This is a genomic window from Microbacterium sp. 69-10 (assembly GCF_001897945.1).
GTDB lineage: Bacteria > Actinomycetota > Actinomycetes > Actinomycetales > Microbacteriaceae > Microbacterium.
Window position 1 is genome coordinate 121,637 of the sequence record NZ_MKRT01000016.1, and the last position, 16,267, is coordinate 137,903.

18 protein-coding genes are annotated in these 16,267 nt (G+C 69.7%); 9 read left to right on the forward strand and 9 right to left on the reverse strand.

The genetic code is table 11. The features are described 5' to 3' along the window. On the reverse strand, positions 1-905 hold a 905-nt coding region (locus BGN97_RS06055), incomplete at its 3' end, for an MFS transporter (RefSeq protein ID WP_292699037.1). A 73-nt stretch (positions 906-978) separates the two neighbouring features. On the opposite strand from BGN97_RS06055, the gene BGN97_RS06060 reads away from it, so the two are divergent. Next, positions 979-1,563: a helix-turn-helix domain-containing protein gene (locus tag BGN97_RS06060; RefSeq protein ID WP_292698917.1), complete on the forward strand. Its 585-nt coding sequence runs from the start codon at positions 979-981 to the stop codon at positions 1,561-1,563. Positions 1,564-1,570: 7 nt separating this feature from the next. On the opposite strand, the gene BGN97_RS06065 is transcribed toward BGN97_RS06060, so the two are convergent. Next, positions 1,571-2,032 carry an SRPBCC family protein gene (locus BGN97_RS06065; protein ID WP_292698919.1) on the reverse strand — a complete coding sequence of 154 codons (462 nt, stop codon included), beginning with the start codon at positions 2,030-2,032 and terminating at the stop codon, positions 1,571-1,573. A 16-nt stretch (positions 2,033-2,048) separates the two neighbouring features. On the opposite strand from BGN97_RS06065, the gene BGN97_RS06070 reads away from it, so the two are divergent. After that, positions 2,049-2,372: a metalloregulator ArsR/SmtB family transcription factor gene (locus BGN97_RS06070; RefSeq protein ID WP_292698921.1), complete on the forward strand. Its 324-nt coding sequence runs from the start codon at positions 2,049-2,051 to the stop codon at positions 2,370-2,372. 175 nt (positions 2,373-2,547) lie between these two features. On the opposite strand, the gene BGN97_RS06075 is transcribed toward BGN97_RS06070, so the two are convergent. Continuing rightward, complete coding sequence (locus BGN97_RS06075) at positions 2,548-4,443, reverse strand: DUF5107 domain-containing protein (protein WP_292698923.1); 1,896 nt, start codon at positions 4,441-4,443, stop codon at positions 2,548-2,550. 163 nt (positions 4,444-4,606) lie between these two features. Between BGN97_RS06075 and BGN97_RS06080 the strand changes: the two genes are divergently transcribed. From BGN97_RS06080 to BGN97_RS06105, 6 genes are all read left to right on the forward strand, one after another. Further along, on the forward strand, positions 4,607-4,858 hold the full coding sequence (locus BGN97_RS06080; RefSeq protein ID WP_285631246.1) for a DUF4242 domain-containing protein: 252 nt from the start codon (positions 4,607-4,609) through the stop codon (positions 4,856-4,858). Positions 4,859-4,880: 22 nt separating this feature from the next. Next, the gene (locus BGN97_RS06085) at positions 4,881-6,089 is read left to right on the forward strand and encodes a methyltransferase (RefSeq protein ID WP_292698925.1); all 1,209 of its coding nucleotides are present in this window, start codon (positions 4,881-4,883) and stop codon (positions 6,087-6,089) included. Positions 6,090-6,440: 351 nt separating this feature from the next. After that, a complete protein-coding gene (locus BGN97_RS06090) occupies positions 6,441-7,751 on the forward strand; it encodes a glycine betaine/L-proline ABC transporter ATP-binding protein (protein WP_292698927.1) in 1,311 nt (436 codons plus the stop codon). Further along, positions 7,751-8,674: an ABC transporter permease subunit gene (locus tag BGN97_RS06095; protein WP_285631254.1), complete on the forward strand. Its 924-nt coding sequence runs from the start codon at positions 7,751-7,753 to the stop codon at positions 8,672-8,674. Before BGN97_RS06090 ends, BGN97_RS06095 begins: the two co-directional genes overlap by 1 nt. 52 nt (positions 8,675-8,726) lie before the next feature. Beyond that, on the forward strand, positions 8,727-9,644 hold the full coding sequence (locus BGN97_RS06100; RefSeq protein ID WP_292698930.1) for a glycine betaine ABC transporter substrate-binding protein: 918 nt from the start codon (positions 8,727-8,729) through the stop codon (positions 9,642-9,644). 142 nt (positions 9,645-9,786) lie between these two features. Further along, positions 9,787-11,250 carry a lipase maturation factor family protein gene (locus tag BGN97_RS06105; RefSeq protein WP_292698932.1) on the forward strand — a complete coding sequence of 488 codons (1,464 nt, stop codon included), beginning with the start codon at positions 9,787-9,789 and terminating at the stop codon, positions 11,248-11,250. A 66-nt stretch (positions 11,251-11,316) separates the two neighbouring features. On the opposite strand, the gene BGN97_RS06110 is transcribed toward BGN97_RS06105, so the two are convergent. Beyond that, positions 11,317-12,642 carry an FAD-binding oxidoreductase gene (locus tag BGN97_RS06110; RefSeq protein WP_292698934.1) on the reverse strand — a complete coding sequence of 442 codons (1,326 nt, stop codon included), beginning with the start codon at positions 12,640-12,642 and terminating at the stop codon, positions 11,317-11,319. A 70-nt stretch (positions 12,643-12,712) separates the two neighbouring features. Here BGN97_RS06110 and BGN97_RS06115 point away from each other — a divergent pair, with 70 nt between their 5' ends. Further along, entirely contained in the window at positions 12,713-13,627 is a 915-nt protein-coding gene (locus BGN97_RS06115; RefSeq protein WP_292698936.1) for a LysR family transcriptional regulator, read from the forward strand. Here BGN97_RS06115 and BGN97_RS06120 read toward each other — a convergent pair. The 5 genes from BGN97_RS06120 to BGN97_RS06140 form a co-directional block, all read right to left on the reverse strand. Further along, positions 13,552-13,749 (reverse strand): hypothetical protein, encoded by a 198-nt coding sequence (locus BGN97_RS06120; RefSeq protein ID WP_292698938.1) that lies wholly within the window; start codon positions 13,747-13,749, stop codon positions 13,552-13,554. The genes BGN97_RS06115 and BGN97_RS06120 overlap by 76 nt on opposite strands. A gap of 59 nt (positions 13,750-13,808) precedes the next feature. Then, positions 13,809-14,750: a Gfo/Idh/MocA family oxidoreductase gene (locus BGN97_RS06125; RefSeq protein WP_292698940.1), complete on the reverse strand. Its 942-nt coding sequence runs from the start codon at positions 14,748-14,750 to the stop codon at positions 13,809-13,811. Between the two features lie 30 nt (positions 14,751-14,780). After that, positions 14,781-14,996: a hypothetical protein gene (locus tag BGN97_RS06130; protein ID WP_292698942.1), complete on the reverse strand. Its 216-nt coding sequence runs from the start codon at positions 14,994-14,996 to the stop codon at positions 14,781-14,783. Further along, a complete protein-coding gene (locus BGN97_RS06135) occupies positions 14,997-15,317 on the reverse strand; it encodes a winged helix-turn-helix domain-containing protein (RefSeq protein ID WP_292698944.1) in 321 nt (106 codons plus the stop codon). It abuts the gene before it with no gap. 77 nt (positions 15,318-15,394) lie between these two features. After that, positions 15,395-16,150: a hypothetical protein gene (locus BGN97_RS06140; RefSeq protein WP_292698946.1), complete on the reverse strand. Its 756-nt coding sequence runs from the start codon at positions 16,148-16,150 to the stop codon at positions 15,395-15,397. Between the last annotated feature and the right edge of the window lie 117 nt (positions 16,151-16,267).

Sequence of the window (16,267 nt, forward strand, 5' to 3'; positions counted from 1 at the left end):
GCGCCGATGCGCGAGACGAGGGGAGTGGCGAGCAGGGCGCCAGTGAGCATCGTCACGCCAATCCCGGCGCTGATCAGGCCGATCACCGCGGGGGAGTGCCCGGTCTGCTGCAGCGAATAGACGATCGTGGTCATCACCGTGTTGATCCCGAGGTTGATGATGGTCAGGATCAGCAGCACGCCGCGCAGGTCGGGCCGCGAGAACAGCCAGGCGAATCCCTCCCGGATCTCGCGGAGGGCGTTCGGCTTGGAGGAGGATGCCGCATCCCCATCGGGCTCCGCGCCCGTCGCCCTGCCTTCGGTCGGCTCAGCCGGCCCGGTGGCGGCATCCGCCCCGCGCAACCGAGGGATGGTCGCGGCCGACACGGCCGAGACCAGATGGCAGAGCGTCATGACGGCGCCCACGAGCCACCCGCCGGCCACGAGCAATGCACCGCCGATCGGGCCGCCGGCCAGTTGCAGCGCGGCATCCCTGGCCTGGTTCGCGGCCTGGGCGCGGCCCATGGTGTCGGGGGCCACGATGTCCTTCAGCGCGCTCTCGCCGGCGACGTCGAACAGCCCGGAGCGCGCCGCCAGCAGCACGTCGATCACCAGCAGCGTGGAGAACGTGAGCGCGTCCCCGAGGGCGAGCACGGTGAAGGCGGCGGAGAGCGCGACGCCGATCGACCCGCCCAGCACCATGAGCGTGATGCGGCGGTGACGGTCGGCCAGCACACCGCCGAACAGGATCAGCGCCACACGCACAGCGGTTCCGGCGGCGCCGATGATCCCGGCCTGAGCGGGGTCGTTGGTGACGATCAGGGCGATGAGAGGGATCGCGAAGCCGAACAGCGCGCCGGCGAGGCCCTTGCTCGTGTCGCTGACGAGCCAGGACACGTACTGAAGGTTGCGCCACAACGAGGTCATGACACTCAATCTAACCACGCAACTAAACTTGCGCAAGTAAAGTCGCGCAAATTCATCTGGATATACTGCGGGCATGACCGAGCAGCAGGAGGAGCGTCCTTCGCGGACCATGACCACCGCGATGCTCAAGGCATTCGCCAACCCCCTGCGGCGCGACATGATGCGGGTGTTCGCGAAGCGCGAGTTCCTCCGCGCGGCCGATCTCGCCGAGGAGCTCGGTCAGCCCGCCAACAAGATCAGCTTCCATCTGAGGGTCATGGCGGATGCCGGGCTCATCGTCGAAGCGCCGGAACACGCCCGGGACGGTCGGGACCGGGTATGGACGCCCATCCGGGAGTCGCTGAACGTCGGCTGTCCCGAAGCGCCTGTCGCCGACGTCGCGCTCGGGAACGTCGTGATCGCGGCACTCGCCGAGGACCATCAGAAGCTCGTCCAGCGGGTCGTGTCCTATGCCCTGGAGAACCTCGCAGGCGGGCGCGACGACGTCGAGCACGGCACGCTCGCCATCCACAATCTTCGCCTCACCGACGCGGAGTACGAGCAGCTCACCAAGAAGCTGGGGCGCGTGATCTCGGAGGCCGAGGCGGCGCACGACCGCTCCGCGCCGGACTCGCGGTTCTGGCAGATCGACATCGTCGCCGCCGACGAGGCGATCTGAGGCGGGCTTACTTGTAGAAGCCCTCGCGCAGGTTGATGCCGTGCTCGACCCACGCCTTCAGTGCGGCGAGCATGCCGGTCCAGCCCTCGCAGTTGCCGAAGGCGCTCTTCGCGCCGGCATCCGTCGCGCGCCACGAGCTCTCGGTGATCGTCACCAGCGTGCGCGTGCCATCGTCGATCGGCGCGAACTCGAAGACGACGCGGGTGCGATCGTCGACGGTCTCGTTGCCGTCCCACTCGATCACGATCCGTCGCGGGGCCTCGGCCTCGACGACCCTCACCGGGAATCGGCCAGGGAAGTCCGCGAAGTCCCAGCTGACCTCGGCGCCGGGCTCGAGCCGGCCACGGGCGCCGCCGGTGGTGAAGTACTTCGAGAGGCGATCCGGATCGGCGACCGCCTCGTAGACCTCCGCGACGGGGCGGGAGATGCGGCCCGACACGGTGAACGACAGTTCGGTGAGCTCAGACATGTTATAAGATTACAACATGTCATCGAGAGATCAAGCCCCCGACGATGACGACCTCGTGTTCAAGGCGCTCGCCGCCCCCGTGAGAAGGCGGATGCTCGACGCGCTGCGCCCCGCGGAGCTGACCACCGGCGAACTGTGCGGCCGCTTCCCCGAGCTGGACCGCACGACCGTGCTGCAGCATCTGCGCGTGCTCGAGCGCGCCGACCTGGTGATCGGACGTCGCGTCGGGCGGGAGCGGCGGCTGTCGCTGGCGCCCCTGCCCATCAAGCGCATCCACGACCGCTGGATCGGCGACTACGCCCGCGCTGCGGTGGAGCTGCTCGACGACCTCGACGGCTGAGTCGGCCAGCATCCGCTCGCCGACCTCCAGGTCGCATTTCGTGATGGAACCGACGGTCACCCGCTGTCCAGGTCGCGCTTCGTGCCGGAAAGACCGCCGGAAAGCGGGACGAACTGCGACCCGAAACGCCGGTGGAGCCGAGGAACGGGACGAACTGCGACCCGAGCGACCGCGCTCAGCTCATCGAGAAGTCGTACCGCGGCGGCACCGGGCGGTCGGGGAACGCCTGCCGCCACAGCTCCGACATGCTCAGCTCGCCCTCTCGGATATCGGGCACCTCGATGCCGTCCTCGAGCAGTCGGCCGGCCTCCGCGAGGTCGTCGGATGCCAGCGCTGCGCGCACGGCCAGCACGCGGAACCGCCCCAGCTCCCGCATCGACAGGGGCAGCGAGGAGACCAGGTCGCGGGCATCCTCTGCCCGCCCCGCGGCGAGCAGAGCTTCGCCGAGCTCCAGCGCGAGAGGTGCGACCTCGGGGGCCAGCATCCGGGCATCCACGAGGTCGGCGAGACCGGCATCCGTCTCGCCCGACGCGAGCTTCACCAGACCGAGTCCGCGCAGCGCCCACGCCGAGCGGCGCAGCCGCAGCGACGCCTCGTATCCGGCCGCGGCAGCCCGGAGCTCGCCGCGCGCGTGCGCCATCACGGCCCGGTGGTAGTGCGTGAGCCAGCTCGCCGGCACCTCGGCCAGCAGTCGTTCCCAGAGCTCGCCCGCCACGTATGACGACGGCGGCGCGGACGGGTCGTCAGTCGCGTCCGCCGACCCGAGCAGTGAGCGCCAGTACGCGGCCTCCGCTCCGGCATCCGCGTCGAAACGCACGCCGGGAAGACCCTCGAACGTGACGCCGTACCGGGTCGACAGGGCCTCCTCCAGCGCTCCCCACGGCGACCCCGCCTGCAGAACGCGCCGCGGTGCGAGATCGGCGACGGCCTCCAGCCGAGCGGGGCCGTCGGACGCCCGCGATGCCGCCGTGCGCACTGCCGAAGCGACCCGATCACTCGCCGCGGCCCACGCTCCGGACGGATCACCGGCGTGCACAGGAAGGAAGGTCTCCTGCCACTCCCACGTCGCACCGCCCGGCATCCGCAGGTGCTCGTACTGCGTGGTCGCCAGCCCGCCCTGGATCTCGAAGTAGTCGCCGCCCAGCCAGTCCTGCCAGTGGCGCCCGCCCGCGTTGTCGCCCCAGACGAACAGCTTGCGCCCCTTCAGCCGGGCGGTCGAGACGTGACCGAGGCCGGACCCGTCCGCCTCCAGCGCCGCGATCCACGGCAGCTCGCCCGCCGGGAGCACGTGGAACCAGTCGGCGGCCACGGGGGCGGACGCCGGGTACGACACGTCGTCGCTGACGAGGTCGACCAGCGACAGGCGGCCGTCGTAGTCGGTGCGGTACGCCTGCGTCGCGCTGGTGAACACCCGCGACTCCGCGGTCTGCGCCACGGCGATGTTCGTCCACCAGTACATGCCCGTCTCAGCCGGGTGGGGGTTGCGCACCCGCACCTGCACGTGCAGCGCGGGAGCGTGTGCGTCCAGGGTCGCATCGAGCTGCACGATCAGTCCCCGGACGCGCTCGTACTCCCACATCCGAAGCACCGGCTCGCCGTCAGGCCCGGTCACGTCGGCCGCGTACAGCGGATCGCAGGTGAGGGGCCAGTGGCCGCGCATCCCGATGTTCCACTCCACGCCGCCCGAGAACCAGGCGTTGCGCAGCGCGAGGTTCGCCGGCTGGAACACGTCGTTGCGGTAGACGAGGTCGCGTCCGTCCGCCTTGTCCAGCAGGCGCACCAGCCGGCCGCCGAGATCGAGCGCGAACTCCGCCCGCATGTGCCCGTTCTCCAGCACGGCCACCCGCATCGGGGCGGTACGGCGCTCGCGACCGTACCGGTCCTGCAGGAGGTACGGGTGGATGCTGTCGACCCGTCCGTACGCGATGTTCGACGCGATCTCGGCCGGAAGCCCCTCGGTCGACGCCTCGTACGGAGCCTGCGGCATCGTCGCCACCGCGGGCAGCGGATTCACCTCGCCGACGGGTGCGGAGGGAAGCGAGACCGAGGCGATCGTGAGCGTTGCAGTCATGATGATGCTCACGCTAGCCAATGCGCGCGCCCGCGCCCAGCATCCGGTGCAAGCGGCTCTGTCGCGGCGGCCCGCACCGGCGTAGCATCGCTTCTCACAAGCCGTTGGGGGCGCACCCCGACCACCGGCCGAGGCGGCGGCGATCACAGATGGGGATTCGATCATGCCGCTCTACATGGATGTCCATTCGCTCGGCGACGCCGTCAGTCTCGACGATGTCGCCAAAGCGCATGCCGCCGACCTGGCTCTGCAGGACCAGCACGGCGTGCAGTACCTGCGCTACTGGGTCGACGAGGCGGGCGGGAAGATCTTCTGCCTGGTCGACGCGCCCGACCCCGAGGCCGCGAACACGGTGCACCGCGAGGCGCACGGCCTGGTGGCCGACGAGATCCACCTGGTCAGGGAGGGCGCCTAGCCGGTGTCGGTAGGGTGAGCGGGTGCCCGACTTCGACTTCCGCGCGCTGCGCCGATTCCCCGACGTCGAGGCGCCGAATCTGCAGGCCTGGGACGCCACCGACGAACTGCTCGTGCGATGGGCGCTCGACTCCGGTGTCCCGGGCGCTGAGGTCGCCGTCATCGGCGACGAGTACGGGGCGATCGCGCTCGCCCTGGCGGATGCCGGGATCTCCGGCATCCGCGTGCATCAGGACCTGGTCACCGGCCGCAGGGCGCTGGCGCACAACGCCGCCGCGCTGGGCCTCTCCGGCTGGACGTCGCACGAACTCGGCGCCGATCTGCTGGCCGGCGCTCGCCTGGTGCTGCTGCAGCTGCCGAAGGCGCTCGCCGAGCTCGAGGAGATCGCGGATGCCGTCGCCCGCTGGGCCGCGCCCGATGCGACGCTGGTCGCCGGCGGACGCGTGAAGCACATGACGCTCGTGCAGAACGAGGTGCTCGCGCGGCGCTTCGGCGTCGTCCAGCCGCAGCGCGCGGAGCGCAAGTCGCGGCTGATCGTGGCATCCGAGCCCCTCGCCGTCCCGACGGAGCCGCCCTTCCCTGTCCGACAGGTGCATGACGGCCTCACGCTGTGCGCGTTCGGCGGTGCGTTCGCCGGCGCGCGGCTCGACATCGGCACGCGCGCGCTGCTCGACGCGATGCCCGGTCTCTCGGCGCACTTCGCGCCACAACTCCGGAGAAACGGGGCAGATCGGGTGGAATCAGCCGGAGGCGGGCAGGGCAGTGGGCAGATCTCCGGAGTTGTGGCCGGAGATGCCATGCAGGTCGTCGACCTGGGCTGCGGGACGGGTGCACTCGCCGCGGCATTCGCCCTGAGCCATCCGGATGCCGTGGTCATCGCGACCGACCGGTCCGCCGCGGCCGTCCGCTCCGCCCGCGAGACCATGGCCGCCAACGGCATCGACGGCCGCGTTCAGGTCACGCTGGACGACGCCGGCTCCGAACTGCCGGACGCCTCAGCCGACCTGGTCCTGCTGAACCCGCCCTTCCACCTCGGCGCGAGCGTGCACGAGGGAGCCGGACAGCGCCTCATCCAGGCCGCCGCGCGGCTGCTGAAGCCCGGCGGCGAGGTGTGGACGGTGTTCAACTCGCACCTCGACCATCGTCGTGCCCTCGGCCGCGACGTCGGGGCGACGGAGCAGGTCGCGCGTACCCCCAAGTTCACCGTCACCCGCAGCGTCCGCCGGGGTTGAAATCCGTCGAATCACCACCGGAAACCTCACAGCGATCGACTTTCCGACACGCGCATAACCCCCGGTGAGGCCGCGAAACCCGAGCGCGGATTTGCCACCCGACCAGCCATTCGTTAGCGTGGAAAGGTGGTCGAGGGGCCACAAACACCAGTCCGCGGCCGCGTCCTTCTTTCGACTCGAGCTGTACACGAAGAGGCGCGGGCGTACGGTCGATGTTCTTTGCGGGGATCCGAAATCCCCGACCGCGCCGCCAGTACAGCGATTGTCGAAACGGCCCTGTGATCATCACCCGGGCGTTACCGAAGCCGGCTCACACGCACCCTGGCGACAGGTGAGCCGCGCGGGGGAAACGTGTCCGAAATCGCTCTTGAAGCGCACCATCTCTACAAGGTCTTCGGCCGCAATCCGCAGCAGGCGGTCAAGCGGCTCAAGACCGGGGAATCCCGAACCGACGTGCTGGACGCCGGCACCGCGGCCGTGATCGACGCGAGCTTCACCGTGAACCGCGGTGAGATCTTCGTGATCATGGGACTGTCCGGATCCGGCAAGTCCACCATCATCCGCATGCTCAACGGCCTGCACGACATCACCTCCGGCGAGGTGGTCATCGGCGGCGACGACATCGCCAAGGCGAACCCGGCCGCCCTGCGCGAGATCCGCCGCGACCGCGTCTCGATGGTCTTCCAGCACTTCGCGCTGCTGCCGCACCGCACGGTGGCCGCCAACGTGGCATACCCGCTCGAGCTCAAGGGCGTCGGCAGGGCCGAACGGCTCGCCAAGGCCGAGGAGATCCTCGCTCTGGTCGGGCTGGAGGGCTGGGGCGACAAGCTGCCCAGCGAGCTGTCCGGCGGCATGCAGCAGCGCGTCGGCATCGCCCGCGCGCTCGCCGCGGACACCGACATCCTGCTGATGGACGAGGCCTTCAGTGCGCTCGATCCCCTGATCCGCCGCGAGATGCAGGAGCAGCTCGTCGAGCTGCAGGCCAAGCTGCAGAAGACCATCGTGTTCATCACGCACGACCTCAACGAGGCCATGTTCCTGGGCGACCGGATCGCCGTGATGCGCGACGGACGCATCGTGCAGATCGGCACGCCCGAGGACATCCTCACCGACCCGGCCAACGACTATGTCGAGCAGTTCGTGCAGGACGTCGACCGCGCCCGCGTGCTCACCGCGTCCAACGTCATGGAGCGTCCGCGTCCCGTGGTCGCCGAGACCGCCGGCCCGCGCACGGCGCTGCGCCAGATGCGCGACGCCTACATGTCGGCCACCTACGTGGTCGGCCGCGACCGCAAGCTGATCGGGATCGTCACCGACCGGGATGCCGTGAAGCTGGTCCGCAAGGGCGAGACGTCGCTGTCGAGCATCCTCAAGCCGGTGCCGCAGGCGGTGGACGTGGACGAGGTGCTGATGAACCTGTTCATCCCCTCGGTCGAGTCGCCGCTGCCCCTCGCGGTGACGGATGCTGCGGGCCGCCTGGTCGGCGTCATCCCGCGCGTGACCCTGCTCGCCGCGCTCGGCCCCGGCCCGGGCGCCACCGGTGAGCTGACCCTTCCGCTGAACCCGATGCCGCAGGCGGTGATCGACGAGGTGCTGGCCGAGGCTCAGGACGCCGTGGAGTCGGCCGCCTCGGAGACCGACCACACCGAGGAGGTGCGCTGATGCCCCGCATTCCACTCGGCGACTGGGTCGAGACCGTCGTCTCATGGATCCAGATCAACCTCGAGGGCGTCCTCGACTTCATCTCGATGGTCGTCGGTGCTCTGGTGAACGGCTTGATCGGCGCTCTGCTGTCGGTGCACTTCGTCGGCATCATCGCGATCCTCGCGCTGATCGCCTGGCTGCTGCGCTCCTGGCAGCTCGCCGTCGGCACGATCGTGTCGTTCGTGCTGATCCTGGGCCTCGGTCTGTGGGTGCCGACCATGCAGACGCTCGCCCTGGTGCTGGTCGCCGCCGTCCTGGCCGTGCTGATCGCGGTGCCGCTGGGCATCTGGTCGGCTCGCAATCCCACTGTCCGTGCCGTGCTCAAGCCGGTGCTCGACTTCATGCAGACCATGCCGGCGTTCGTGTACCTGATCCCGGCGATCGTGTTCTTCAGCATCGGCTACGTTCCCGGCCTCATCGCGACCGTGATCTTCGCGCTGCCCCCGGGAGTGCGGCTCACCGAGCTCGGCATCCGCGGAGTCGACTCCGAGACGGTCGAGGCCGGCCACGCCTTCGGTGCGACGCCGGGGCAGATCCTGCGCGGCGTGCAGCTGCCTCTGGCGATGCCGACCATCATGGCCGGCGTTAACCAGGTGATCATGCTCGCCCTGTCGATGGCGGTCATCGCCGGTATGGCGGGCGCCGACGGGCTGGGCAAGATCGTCGTCGAGGCGATCGCCAACGTGCAGATCGGCAAGGGCGTCGAGGCGGGCCTCGCCGTGGTGCTGATCGCCATGTTCCTCGACCGCGTCACCGCGGCACTGGGCGCGCCCGCGGGCAGCCGCTCTTCGCTGCTCGGCATCATCGCGCGTCGTCGGGATCAGCGGCGCCGCGCCGCGGCATCCGCTGTACCGGCGGATGCCGCCCTGCAGCCCGCCTGATCCACCTGCGTCACACCTGCATTCACACATACGGAACCGGAGAAGCATCATCATGAAGAAGAAGTTCACAGCACTCGCGGCGCTCGGCGTCGCATCCGCACTCGCCCTGACCGGGTGCGCGGGCGACGCCTCCGGCGGCACCGGCGCACCCGGCGCGGACGGCCCCTCGTCGGGCGGCGGCAAGGGCACGATCACGCTCGGCTTCCTGCCGTCGTGGACCGACGGTCTGAGCACCGCCTACCTGCTCGAGAACAAGCTCGAGGAGATGGGCTACAACGTCGAGATGAAGACGCTCACCGAGGCGGGCCCGCTTTACGCCGGCCTGGCCAAGGGCGACGTCGACATCTACCCCTCGGCGTGGCCCGAGCTCACGCACAAGTCCTACATGGACAAGTACGGCGACAAGATCGAGGACCTCGGCGCCTACTACGACAACGCCAAGCTCACGATCGCGGTGCCGGAGTACTCCGAGCTCACCTCGATCGAGGACCTCAAGGGCAAGGCCGCGCAGTTCGACGGCAAGATCATCGGCATCGAGCCGGGCGCGGGGCTCACCGAGCAGACGAAGAAGATGCTGCCGGAGTACGGGCTCGACAGCGAGTACGAGCTCGTCACGTCGTCGACCGCCGCGATGCTCACCGAGCTGAAGAAGGCGACCGAGGCTCAGAAGGACATCGTCGTCACGCTGTGGCGTCCGTTCTGGGCCAACGACGCGTTCCCCGTCAAGGACCTCGAGGACCCGAAGGGCGCGATGGGTGAGCCCGAGGGACTGCACTTCCTGGCCACCGAGGGCTTCACCGAGAAGTACCCCGAGGCCGCGGAGTTCATCGAGAAGATCAAGCTGGACGACGAGCAGTACGGCGCCCTCGAGGGCCTGGTCACCTCCGACGAGTACAAGGACAAGTCCGCCGAGGCCGTGAAGAAGTGGATCTCGGAGTACTCCGACAAGATCGACTGGCTGAAGAAGTAATTCTCCGCAGAGACCCGTCTGCCTGTCGAGGCCTCCTCCGTGTGACACCGCTCGGAGGGGGCCTCGATGCGAATGCGGGCGCTGTCGCAGCGGGCTGTCAAGGCCTCTGCCGCGTCAGGCCGCCGCGGCCTAGCCTGGTCGCATGGACGGGTTCGCGGCCATCGACTTCGGGTTCGCGCGCGAGATCGTGCAGCGCGGCATCGCGGCGCTGTACCTCGTCGCGTTCCTGTCGAGCCTGAACCAGTTCCGTGTGCTGCTGGGTGAGCGCGGGCTGCTCCCCGCCCCCGAACTGCTGAGCTGGGCGACCTCGTCGAAGGCGAGGAGGCGGATGCTGCGCCCGACGCTGTTCACGCGGATCCGCTACACGGACCGGCGCCTGGCGGCGCTGTGCTGGACGGGCATGGCGATCTCGGCGCTGCTGGTGATCGGCATCCCGCAGTTCGGGCCGCCCTGGGTGCCGATGATCGCCTTCCTGCTGCTGTGGGGCGGGTACATGACGGTGGTGAACATCGGCCAGACCTTCTACGGCTTCGGCTGGGAGATGCTGCTGCTCGAGGCGGGGTTCCTCGCGGCGTTCCTCGGATCCCGCGACCAGCCGCCGCCGACCGTGGTGATCGTGCTGCTGTGGTGGCTGGTGTTCCGGCTGGAGTTCGGTGCGGGGATGATCAAGATCCGCGGTGGACGGGAGTGGCGCGACCTCACCGCGCTGACCTATCACCATGAGACGCAGCCGATGCCGGGGCCGCTCAGCCGACAGGCGCACCTGCTGCCCCGCTGGTTCCATAAGGGCGAGGTGCTGGGCAATCACTTCGCGCAGCTGGTGGTGCCGTTCTTCCTGTTCGCGCCGATCCTCGGGCTGTGGACACCCGGGCCGATCCCCGCTCTCGTCGGCACGATCGCTGCGGCGATCGTCATCCTCACCCAGCTGTGGCTGATCGTGACCGGCAACTTCGCCTGGCTGAACTGGGCGACGGTCGTGATCGCGTTCTCGGCGGTGTCCTGGCCTGGCCTGCGCAACCCGGTCGTTGAGCGAGCGCAGCGAGACGAAACGCCGCTGTACTGGCTCGTCGTCACCTCGGCGGTCGGCATCCTGTACCTCGCGATCAGCTGGCCGGCGCTGCGCAACCTGTTCGCGCGCCGTCAGCTGATGAACGCGAGCTTCAACCGCTGGCAGCTCGCCAACGCCTACGGCGCCTTCGGCACGGTCACGAAGCAGCGCATCGAGTTCGTCGTCGAGGGCACGACGGATGCCGATCCGGATGCCGCCCGCTGGCGCGAGTACGAGTTCAGGGGCAAGCCCGGTGACCTGCGCCGCATCCCGCGGCAGTTCGCCCCGTATCACCTGCGACTGGACTGGCTGATGTGGTTCCTGCCGCTCGGGCGCTCGCTGGAGGACTGGTTCGCGATGTTCCTCGTGCGGCTGCTGGAGGCGGACGCGCCGACTCTGCGGATGCTGCGGCACGATCCGTTCGCGGGCGAAAGCCCCCGCTGGGTGCGCGTGGTGGCGTACCGCTACCGGTTCACCACGCGCACCGAGCACCGGGCATCCGGCGACGTCTGGACGCGCGAGCGGCAGGGGCTGGTGGTGCGCCCGCTGGGTGGGTGATCCCCCACGATCAGTGCCGTCGATCAGTGCTGTCGAGCGGCAGGTGCAGTCGCTTCGCGCGGTCTGTCACGCCAGTCCGTGGTGCGTGCGGAACAGGTTCTCCGGGTCGTACGCGCGCTTGATCCGCGCGAGCCGCTCGACGTCGTCCGTCAGGTACCCGGTCGCGAGCTCCTCGGCCGTGACGTCCGGGCCGGAGAGGAAGTTCACGCACACTCCGCCCGTCGCCCACGGCTCCATCGCGGCGAACAGCTCCGCGAACCGCCTCTGCAGCGCCGGAGCCTCGTCCGGTCCCGCAGCCCCGCCGACGTAGAGCACGAACTCGCCGTCGCGACGTCCGAGCGCGCTGGGCCGCTCCGTCGGTCGCGCCAGTGCCCCGCCGGCGTGACGGAGTTCCAGCAGGAACGGTGCCGCGGCATCCGGTCCGGCGTACCGGAGCACGGTCTGCACCGCGCCGGCGTCGAGCGTCCGCAGCATCCGATTCCGCGCATGGAAGGCGACCGGGATCGTGGGCTCGGCGTGGATCGAACCGACAGCCGAGTACGGCATCTCGGTCACCGTGTCGGTGACCGAGCCGAGCGCGCGGAACGGCGCGATGAGCCGCTCGCCCTGTTCGGTGGACCCGGTGAACAGGATGCGCAGGTGCATGACGTACTGGCCGCGCAGCGGCTCGGGGAGCACGGCGATGTCGGGCATCCGGATCAGCAGAACGGAGGAGGCCATCGTCTCCGGCACGGTGCGCGTCCACTCCGCCCAGAGCGTGAGCGCCTCTTCGACGCGATCGGCGGCGAAGTGCAGGCCGCCGCCGTAGAGGCGGGCGATCGGATGCAGGTCGATCTCGATCGCGGTCACGACGCCGAGCGTTCCCTTGCCGCCGCCGCGGAGCGCCCAGAACAGGTCGGACTCGCTGTCGGGTGTGGCGCGGCGCAGCACGCCGTCGGCGGTGACGACCTCGATCGCCCGCACGTGGTCGACGGCCCAGCCGAGGCTGCGGCCGAGCAGGCCCAGGCCGCCGCCGAGGTGGTACGAGACGACGCCGACCTCGGGCGACGAGCCCGAGAGCGGGGCGAGTCCGTTGATCGCGGCGGCCTGCACGAGGTCGCCGCCGCGCACGCCGGCCTCGACGCGGGCCCAGCGCGCGGCCGGATCGATCGTGATGCCCTTCATGGCGGAGGTGTTGATGAGCAGCTGCCCATCGGCCGGGCGCGACGGGCCGTGGCCGGTGGCGAGCACGGCGATGCCGAGCCCGCGACGGCGGGCCTCCCGCACGGCGTGCACGACGTCGTCCGCGGTCCGGGCGACAGCGATGGCCGTGGGGTGGTGCTCGACAGCGAGGTTGTAGCCGCCGCGCGCGGAGTCGTAGGCGGCATCCATTTCGGTGAGGTAATCGGTCATGTGTCCATCGTCAGCGGCACGGAATGGCCGAACAAGGACGGATCGCAGATAGATCGTTAATGTAGAGCGCATGGAACGTCGTGAGATCGAGATCTTCCTCACGCTCGCCGAGGAGCTGCATTTCGGGCGGACGGCCGACCGTCTGCTGATCTCGCCGTCGCGGGTGAGTCAGACGATCGCGAACCTCGAGCGCCGATTCGGTGTGACGCTGTTCGACCGCACGAGCCGACGAGTGGAGCTTTCAGCGGTGGGTGCGGCGCTGTATGCCGACGTGCGTGCGGGGCACGACCGCATTCAGCGCGGGATCACCGGGGCGCTGGCGGCCGGGCGGGGAGTGGTGGGCACGTTGCGGATCGGGTTGGAGGCTCCCGCGATCGCCGAGTTGGCGGCGCCGGTGTTCGATCGGTTCCGGGCGGAGAACCCCGAGGTGGAGCTGATGTTCCGTGAGGCAGGCTTCTCCGATCCGCTCGACCTGCTGCGTGCCGGCGAGGTCGACGTCACGGTCACGAACGGGCCTGTCGACGAGGAGGGCTTCCAGGAGGGGCCGCTGGTGCACTCCGAGCCGATGGTGCTGGCGGTGGGGCGGAAGCATCCGCTGGCCGCGCGCTCGACGGTGTCGGTCGGGGATCTGGCCGGCGAGACCGTGTTCCGGGCCGGGCGCCGAGCCGCGCCGTACCGGCCCGAGCCCGACCGCACGGCGCCGACGTTCCTCGACCTGCTGACGCTGATCGCGGCCGGCGAGGGCGTCGTGCCGCTCGCCACTCACGCCGCGGACTACTTCGCGCGGCCGAGCCTGGTGATGGTGCCGTTCGAGGTGGGCTCCCCGCCGGTGCGCTGGGTGCTGTGCTGGCGCCGCGGTCACGCGACGGCGCGGGTGGCCGCTCTCGCCGGTGCGGCGCGCTCGGTCGCTCAGGGGGCCTCGGCCGTGACCAGCGGATCCGGCGCCGGGCGCGTCACCGTCCCGTCGGCGGTCTCGGTCGCGTAGCCGTTGCGCACCCAGAACTCGTACCCGCCGAGCAGCTCGCGGAGGGCCGTCTCGCGGCGGCGTATCTTGTCGAGTCGATCGCCGGTGCCGGCTCGGCCCGAGACCATCACCAGCGGTTGCATACCGTTCTTCTTGTGCGGGAGTCAACTGGTCCTGCGCCGAATCGCTGAGCGATTCGAAGTCAGATGAGCACCGGATGCCCGGTCGCGAGCGACGCGTACGCGGCCTCCACCAGTGCGACGGCGGCGACGCCGTCGGCGGGCGTGACGCGTGCGTCGCGACCGGTGCGGATGGCGTCGAGGAAGTCGGCGAGCTGCGCCCGGTACGGATCCACGGCGGATGCCGGTGGCAGGTACCCCTCCCGTGCGCCGGACAGCTCGTCGGTGTCCACCGACAGCTCGCCGGCCGATCCGACCACGGACGCGCTCGAACGGAACCGGGTGTCCGGCCCGAACCAGTCCGCGCGAACGTGGCTGATGGCGCCGTTCGCGTGGGTGAGTGCGACGTGCGCCGACACCGGTGGCTGCACGACTCCGTCGATCGCCGGCGGATCCTGCGTCGCGGACACCTCGACCACGGGACCCGCGAGCCACAGCGCCTGATCCAGGTCGTGGATCATGAGGTCGCGGATGAGGCCGCCTCCGGCATCCTGCGAGTAGAACCAGGCGGATGCCGGGGCCGCGACCGTCCGGCGGAACGTCAGCTCCAGCAGGGTGCCGACCTCGCCGACCTCCTCGTGAACCTGCTCGTATCCGGAGAAGTAGCGCACCACGTGCGCGGGGAACACGCGAACGCCCGCCTCGTCCGCGGCATCCGAGATGGCCTGTGCGTCGACGACGGTGACGGCCAGCGGCTTCTCGCACACGACGTGCCTGCCGCGGGCGAATGCGGCCTTCGCGATGTCGAGGTGCGTCGCGGTGGGGCTGACGATGTCGATGATCCCGCAGGCGTCGATCAGCTCATCGAGGGTGTCGACGACGCGGAGACCGTAGCGCTCGGCGGGGGCGTCAGCGCCGGTGCGGCCCAGGATGTCGACCTCGGCGCCGAGCGCGAGCCATCCCTCGATGTGCGGCGGGGCGATGCCGCCGGCGCCGACGATCCCGATCCGCGGAGTGTCATCCATACGGCCGAGCCTACGTCGCGGGGCCCAGGACTACTCGGGGATCTCGTTGAGCGTCTTCTCGACCGAGGTGAGGCGCAGGTCCATGCCGTCGAGCCGGGCGACCAACTTCTCGTTTGCCTCGGCGTTCTGCTTGAGTGCCTGGGCGAGCTCGTTCCTGCCGGTGCCGCGGCTGGTGGACACGGTGACGATGGTGCCTGCGATGATCGCGGCGATCACGATCCAGACGAACCAGGGAATGTATTCCATCTACTCTTCTCCGTCAGTGGGGTCGGCCGCTATCGCGTCGACGATGGTCTCGGTGCTGATGACGAGCTCGAAGGGCAGCAACTCGAAGTACTTGTGCGCCTTGCCCTCCTCGCTCAGTTCGAGCCGGCCGGCTACGAATCCGGCCTCCTCGAGCTTGGTGAGGTGCATGTACAGCAACGGGCGGGACATGCCGATCCGGCGGGCCAGCTCGCTCACATGCAGTCGCTCCTCCGCCAGAAGTGCGATGATGCGCATCCGCTGGTGGCTCGCGATGGCGGCGAGTCTGCTGGTGAGTTCCGCCCCCGTGGTGGGTTCCTGCACGTCCGATCCGCCTCCTCTCGACTGCCTGTAAGAAGATTGTTTCAGGTGTCAGAGTCGTATGTCAATGACGGGTTGTGTCAGGCCTGCGTTCCCCGCGGCAGTTCGCCGGCGACCTTGGTCTCCAGCACCTGCACGGCCTCGTCGGAGAGCAGGATGAGGCCCTCGAGCTCGTCGCGCACGCGCTTGTAGGCGACCTGGCGCTCGGCCTGGGTCGCCGACTCGTCGAGGGCGACCTTCAGCATGTGCTGCGCGCGATCGAGGCGCTTGCGCTCGTCCTCGCTGAAGGTCGAATCGCGCAGGCGGCGGGCGTCGCGCTCGGCGACCTCGAAGGCCACGGCGTAGTTGCCGACGGCGTCGAGGTACTCGGTGACGCGCTGCTCGCTCACCTTCGCATCGGCGGATGCCGGACGCAGGGCGTCGGCGGTCTTCTTGGCGCGCAGGAACGCGGCGGTCAGTGGCTGGCGGCCGTCGCTCATGGCGGGGAAGGCGATGAGCTTGGCGACGTCGAGCTCGTAATCCAGCCAGCGCGCCGTGATCTCGTCGTGCTCCTTGAACAGGCGCTCCAGGAGCTCGTTCGGAGGGACGGATGCCGCCTCCGGCGCCGGCTGCGCGCCGCGCTTCGTGCGCACGGGACCGGTGAGCGCGCGGGCCTGCAGCTCCGCGGTCTTGAGCTCGCTCTTCAGACGCAGGGTCTCCAGGCGGCGCTCGTGGCGCTCGCGGGAAGCGATCTGCCAGCGACGGCCGATCCCGCCGGCGACGCCCATGATGGGGAAGATCAGCCACCAGTAGCTGCCGACGGCGTGCCAGAAGCCGGTCCAGAACGTAGGGTCCATGATGTCGCCAGCCTAATCTCGTCGCCTTGGATCCGCTGTGACGGATGTCATGCACGTCCCCGGCTTCTCATCCTTTCGATTGACACCGGGTTCACTCCCGTTCGCGATGTGCGCGGA

What these genes read in the sequence shown, in the direction of transcription:
- BGN97_RS06120 (WP_292698938.1), bottom strand. Translation starts at nt 13,749, where the DNA reads ATGCAACCGCTGGTGATGGTCTCGGGCCGAGCCGGCACCGGCGATCGA.
- BGN97_RS06065 (WP_292698919.1), bottom strand. Translation starts at nt 2,032, where the DNA reads ATGTCTGAGCTCACCGAACTGTCGTTCACCGTGTCGGGCCGCATCTCC.
- BGN97_RS06140 (WP_292698946.1), bottom strand. Translation starts at nt 16,150, where the DNA reads ATGGACCCTACGTTCTGGACCGGCTTCTGGCACGCCGTCGGCAGCTAC.
- BGN97_RS06100 (WP_292698930.1), top strand. Translation starts at nt 8,727, where the DNA reads ATGAAGAAGAAGTTCACAGCACTCGCGGCGCTCGGCGTCGCATCCGCA.
- BGN97_RS06130 (WP_292698942.1), bottom strand. Translation starts at nt 14,996, where the DNA reads ATGGAATACATTCCCTGGTTCGTCTGGATCGTGATCGCCGCGATCATC.
- BGN97_RS06095 (WP_285631254.1), top strand. Translation starts at nt 7,751, where the DNA reads ATGCCCCGCATTCCACTCGGCGACTGGGTCGAGACCGTCGTCTCATGG.
- BGN97_RS06060 (WP_292698917.1), top strand. Translation starts at nt 979, where the DNA reads ATGACCGAGCAGCAGGAGGAGCGTCCTTCGCGGACCATGACCACCGCG.
- BGN97_RS06110 (WP_292698934.1), bottom strand. Translation starts at nt 12,642, where the DNA reads ATGACCGATTACCTCACCGAAATGGATGCCGCCTACGACTCCGCGCGC.
- BGN97_RS06070 (WP_292698921.1), top strand. Translation starts at nt 2,049, where the DNA reads ATGTCATCGAGAGATCAAGCCCCCGACGATGACGACCTCGTGTTCAAG.
- BGN97_RS06080 (WP_285631246.1), top strand. Translation starts at nt 4,607, where the DNA reads ATGCCGCTCTACATGGATGTCCATTCGCTCGGCGACGCCGTCAGTCTC.
- BGN97_RS06125 (WP_292698940.1), bottom strand. Translation starts at nt 14,750, where the DNA reads ATGGATGACACTCCGCGGATCGGGATCGTCGGCGCCGGCGGCATCGCC.
- BGN97_RS06105 (WP_292698932.1), top strand. Translation starts at nt 9,787, where the DNA reads ATGGACGGGTTCGCGGCCATCGACTTCGGGTTCGCGCGCGAGATCGTG.
- BGN97_RS06115 (WP_292698936.1), top strand. Translation starts at nt 12,713, where the DNA reads ATGGAACGTCGTGAGATCGAGATCTTCCTCACGCTCGCCGAGGAGCTG.
- BGN97_RS06075 (WP_292698923.1), bottom strand. Translation starts at nt 4,443, where the DNA reads ATGACTGCAACGCTCACGATCGCCTCGGTCTCGCTTCCCTCCGCACCC.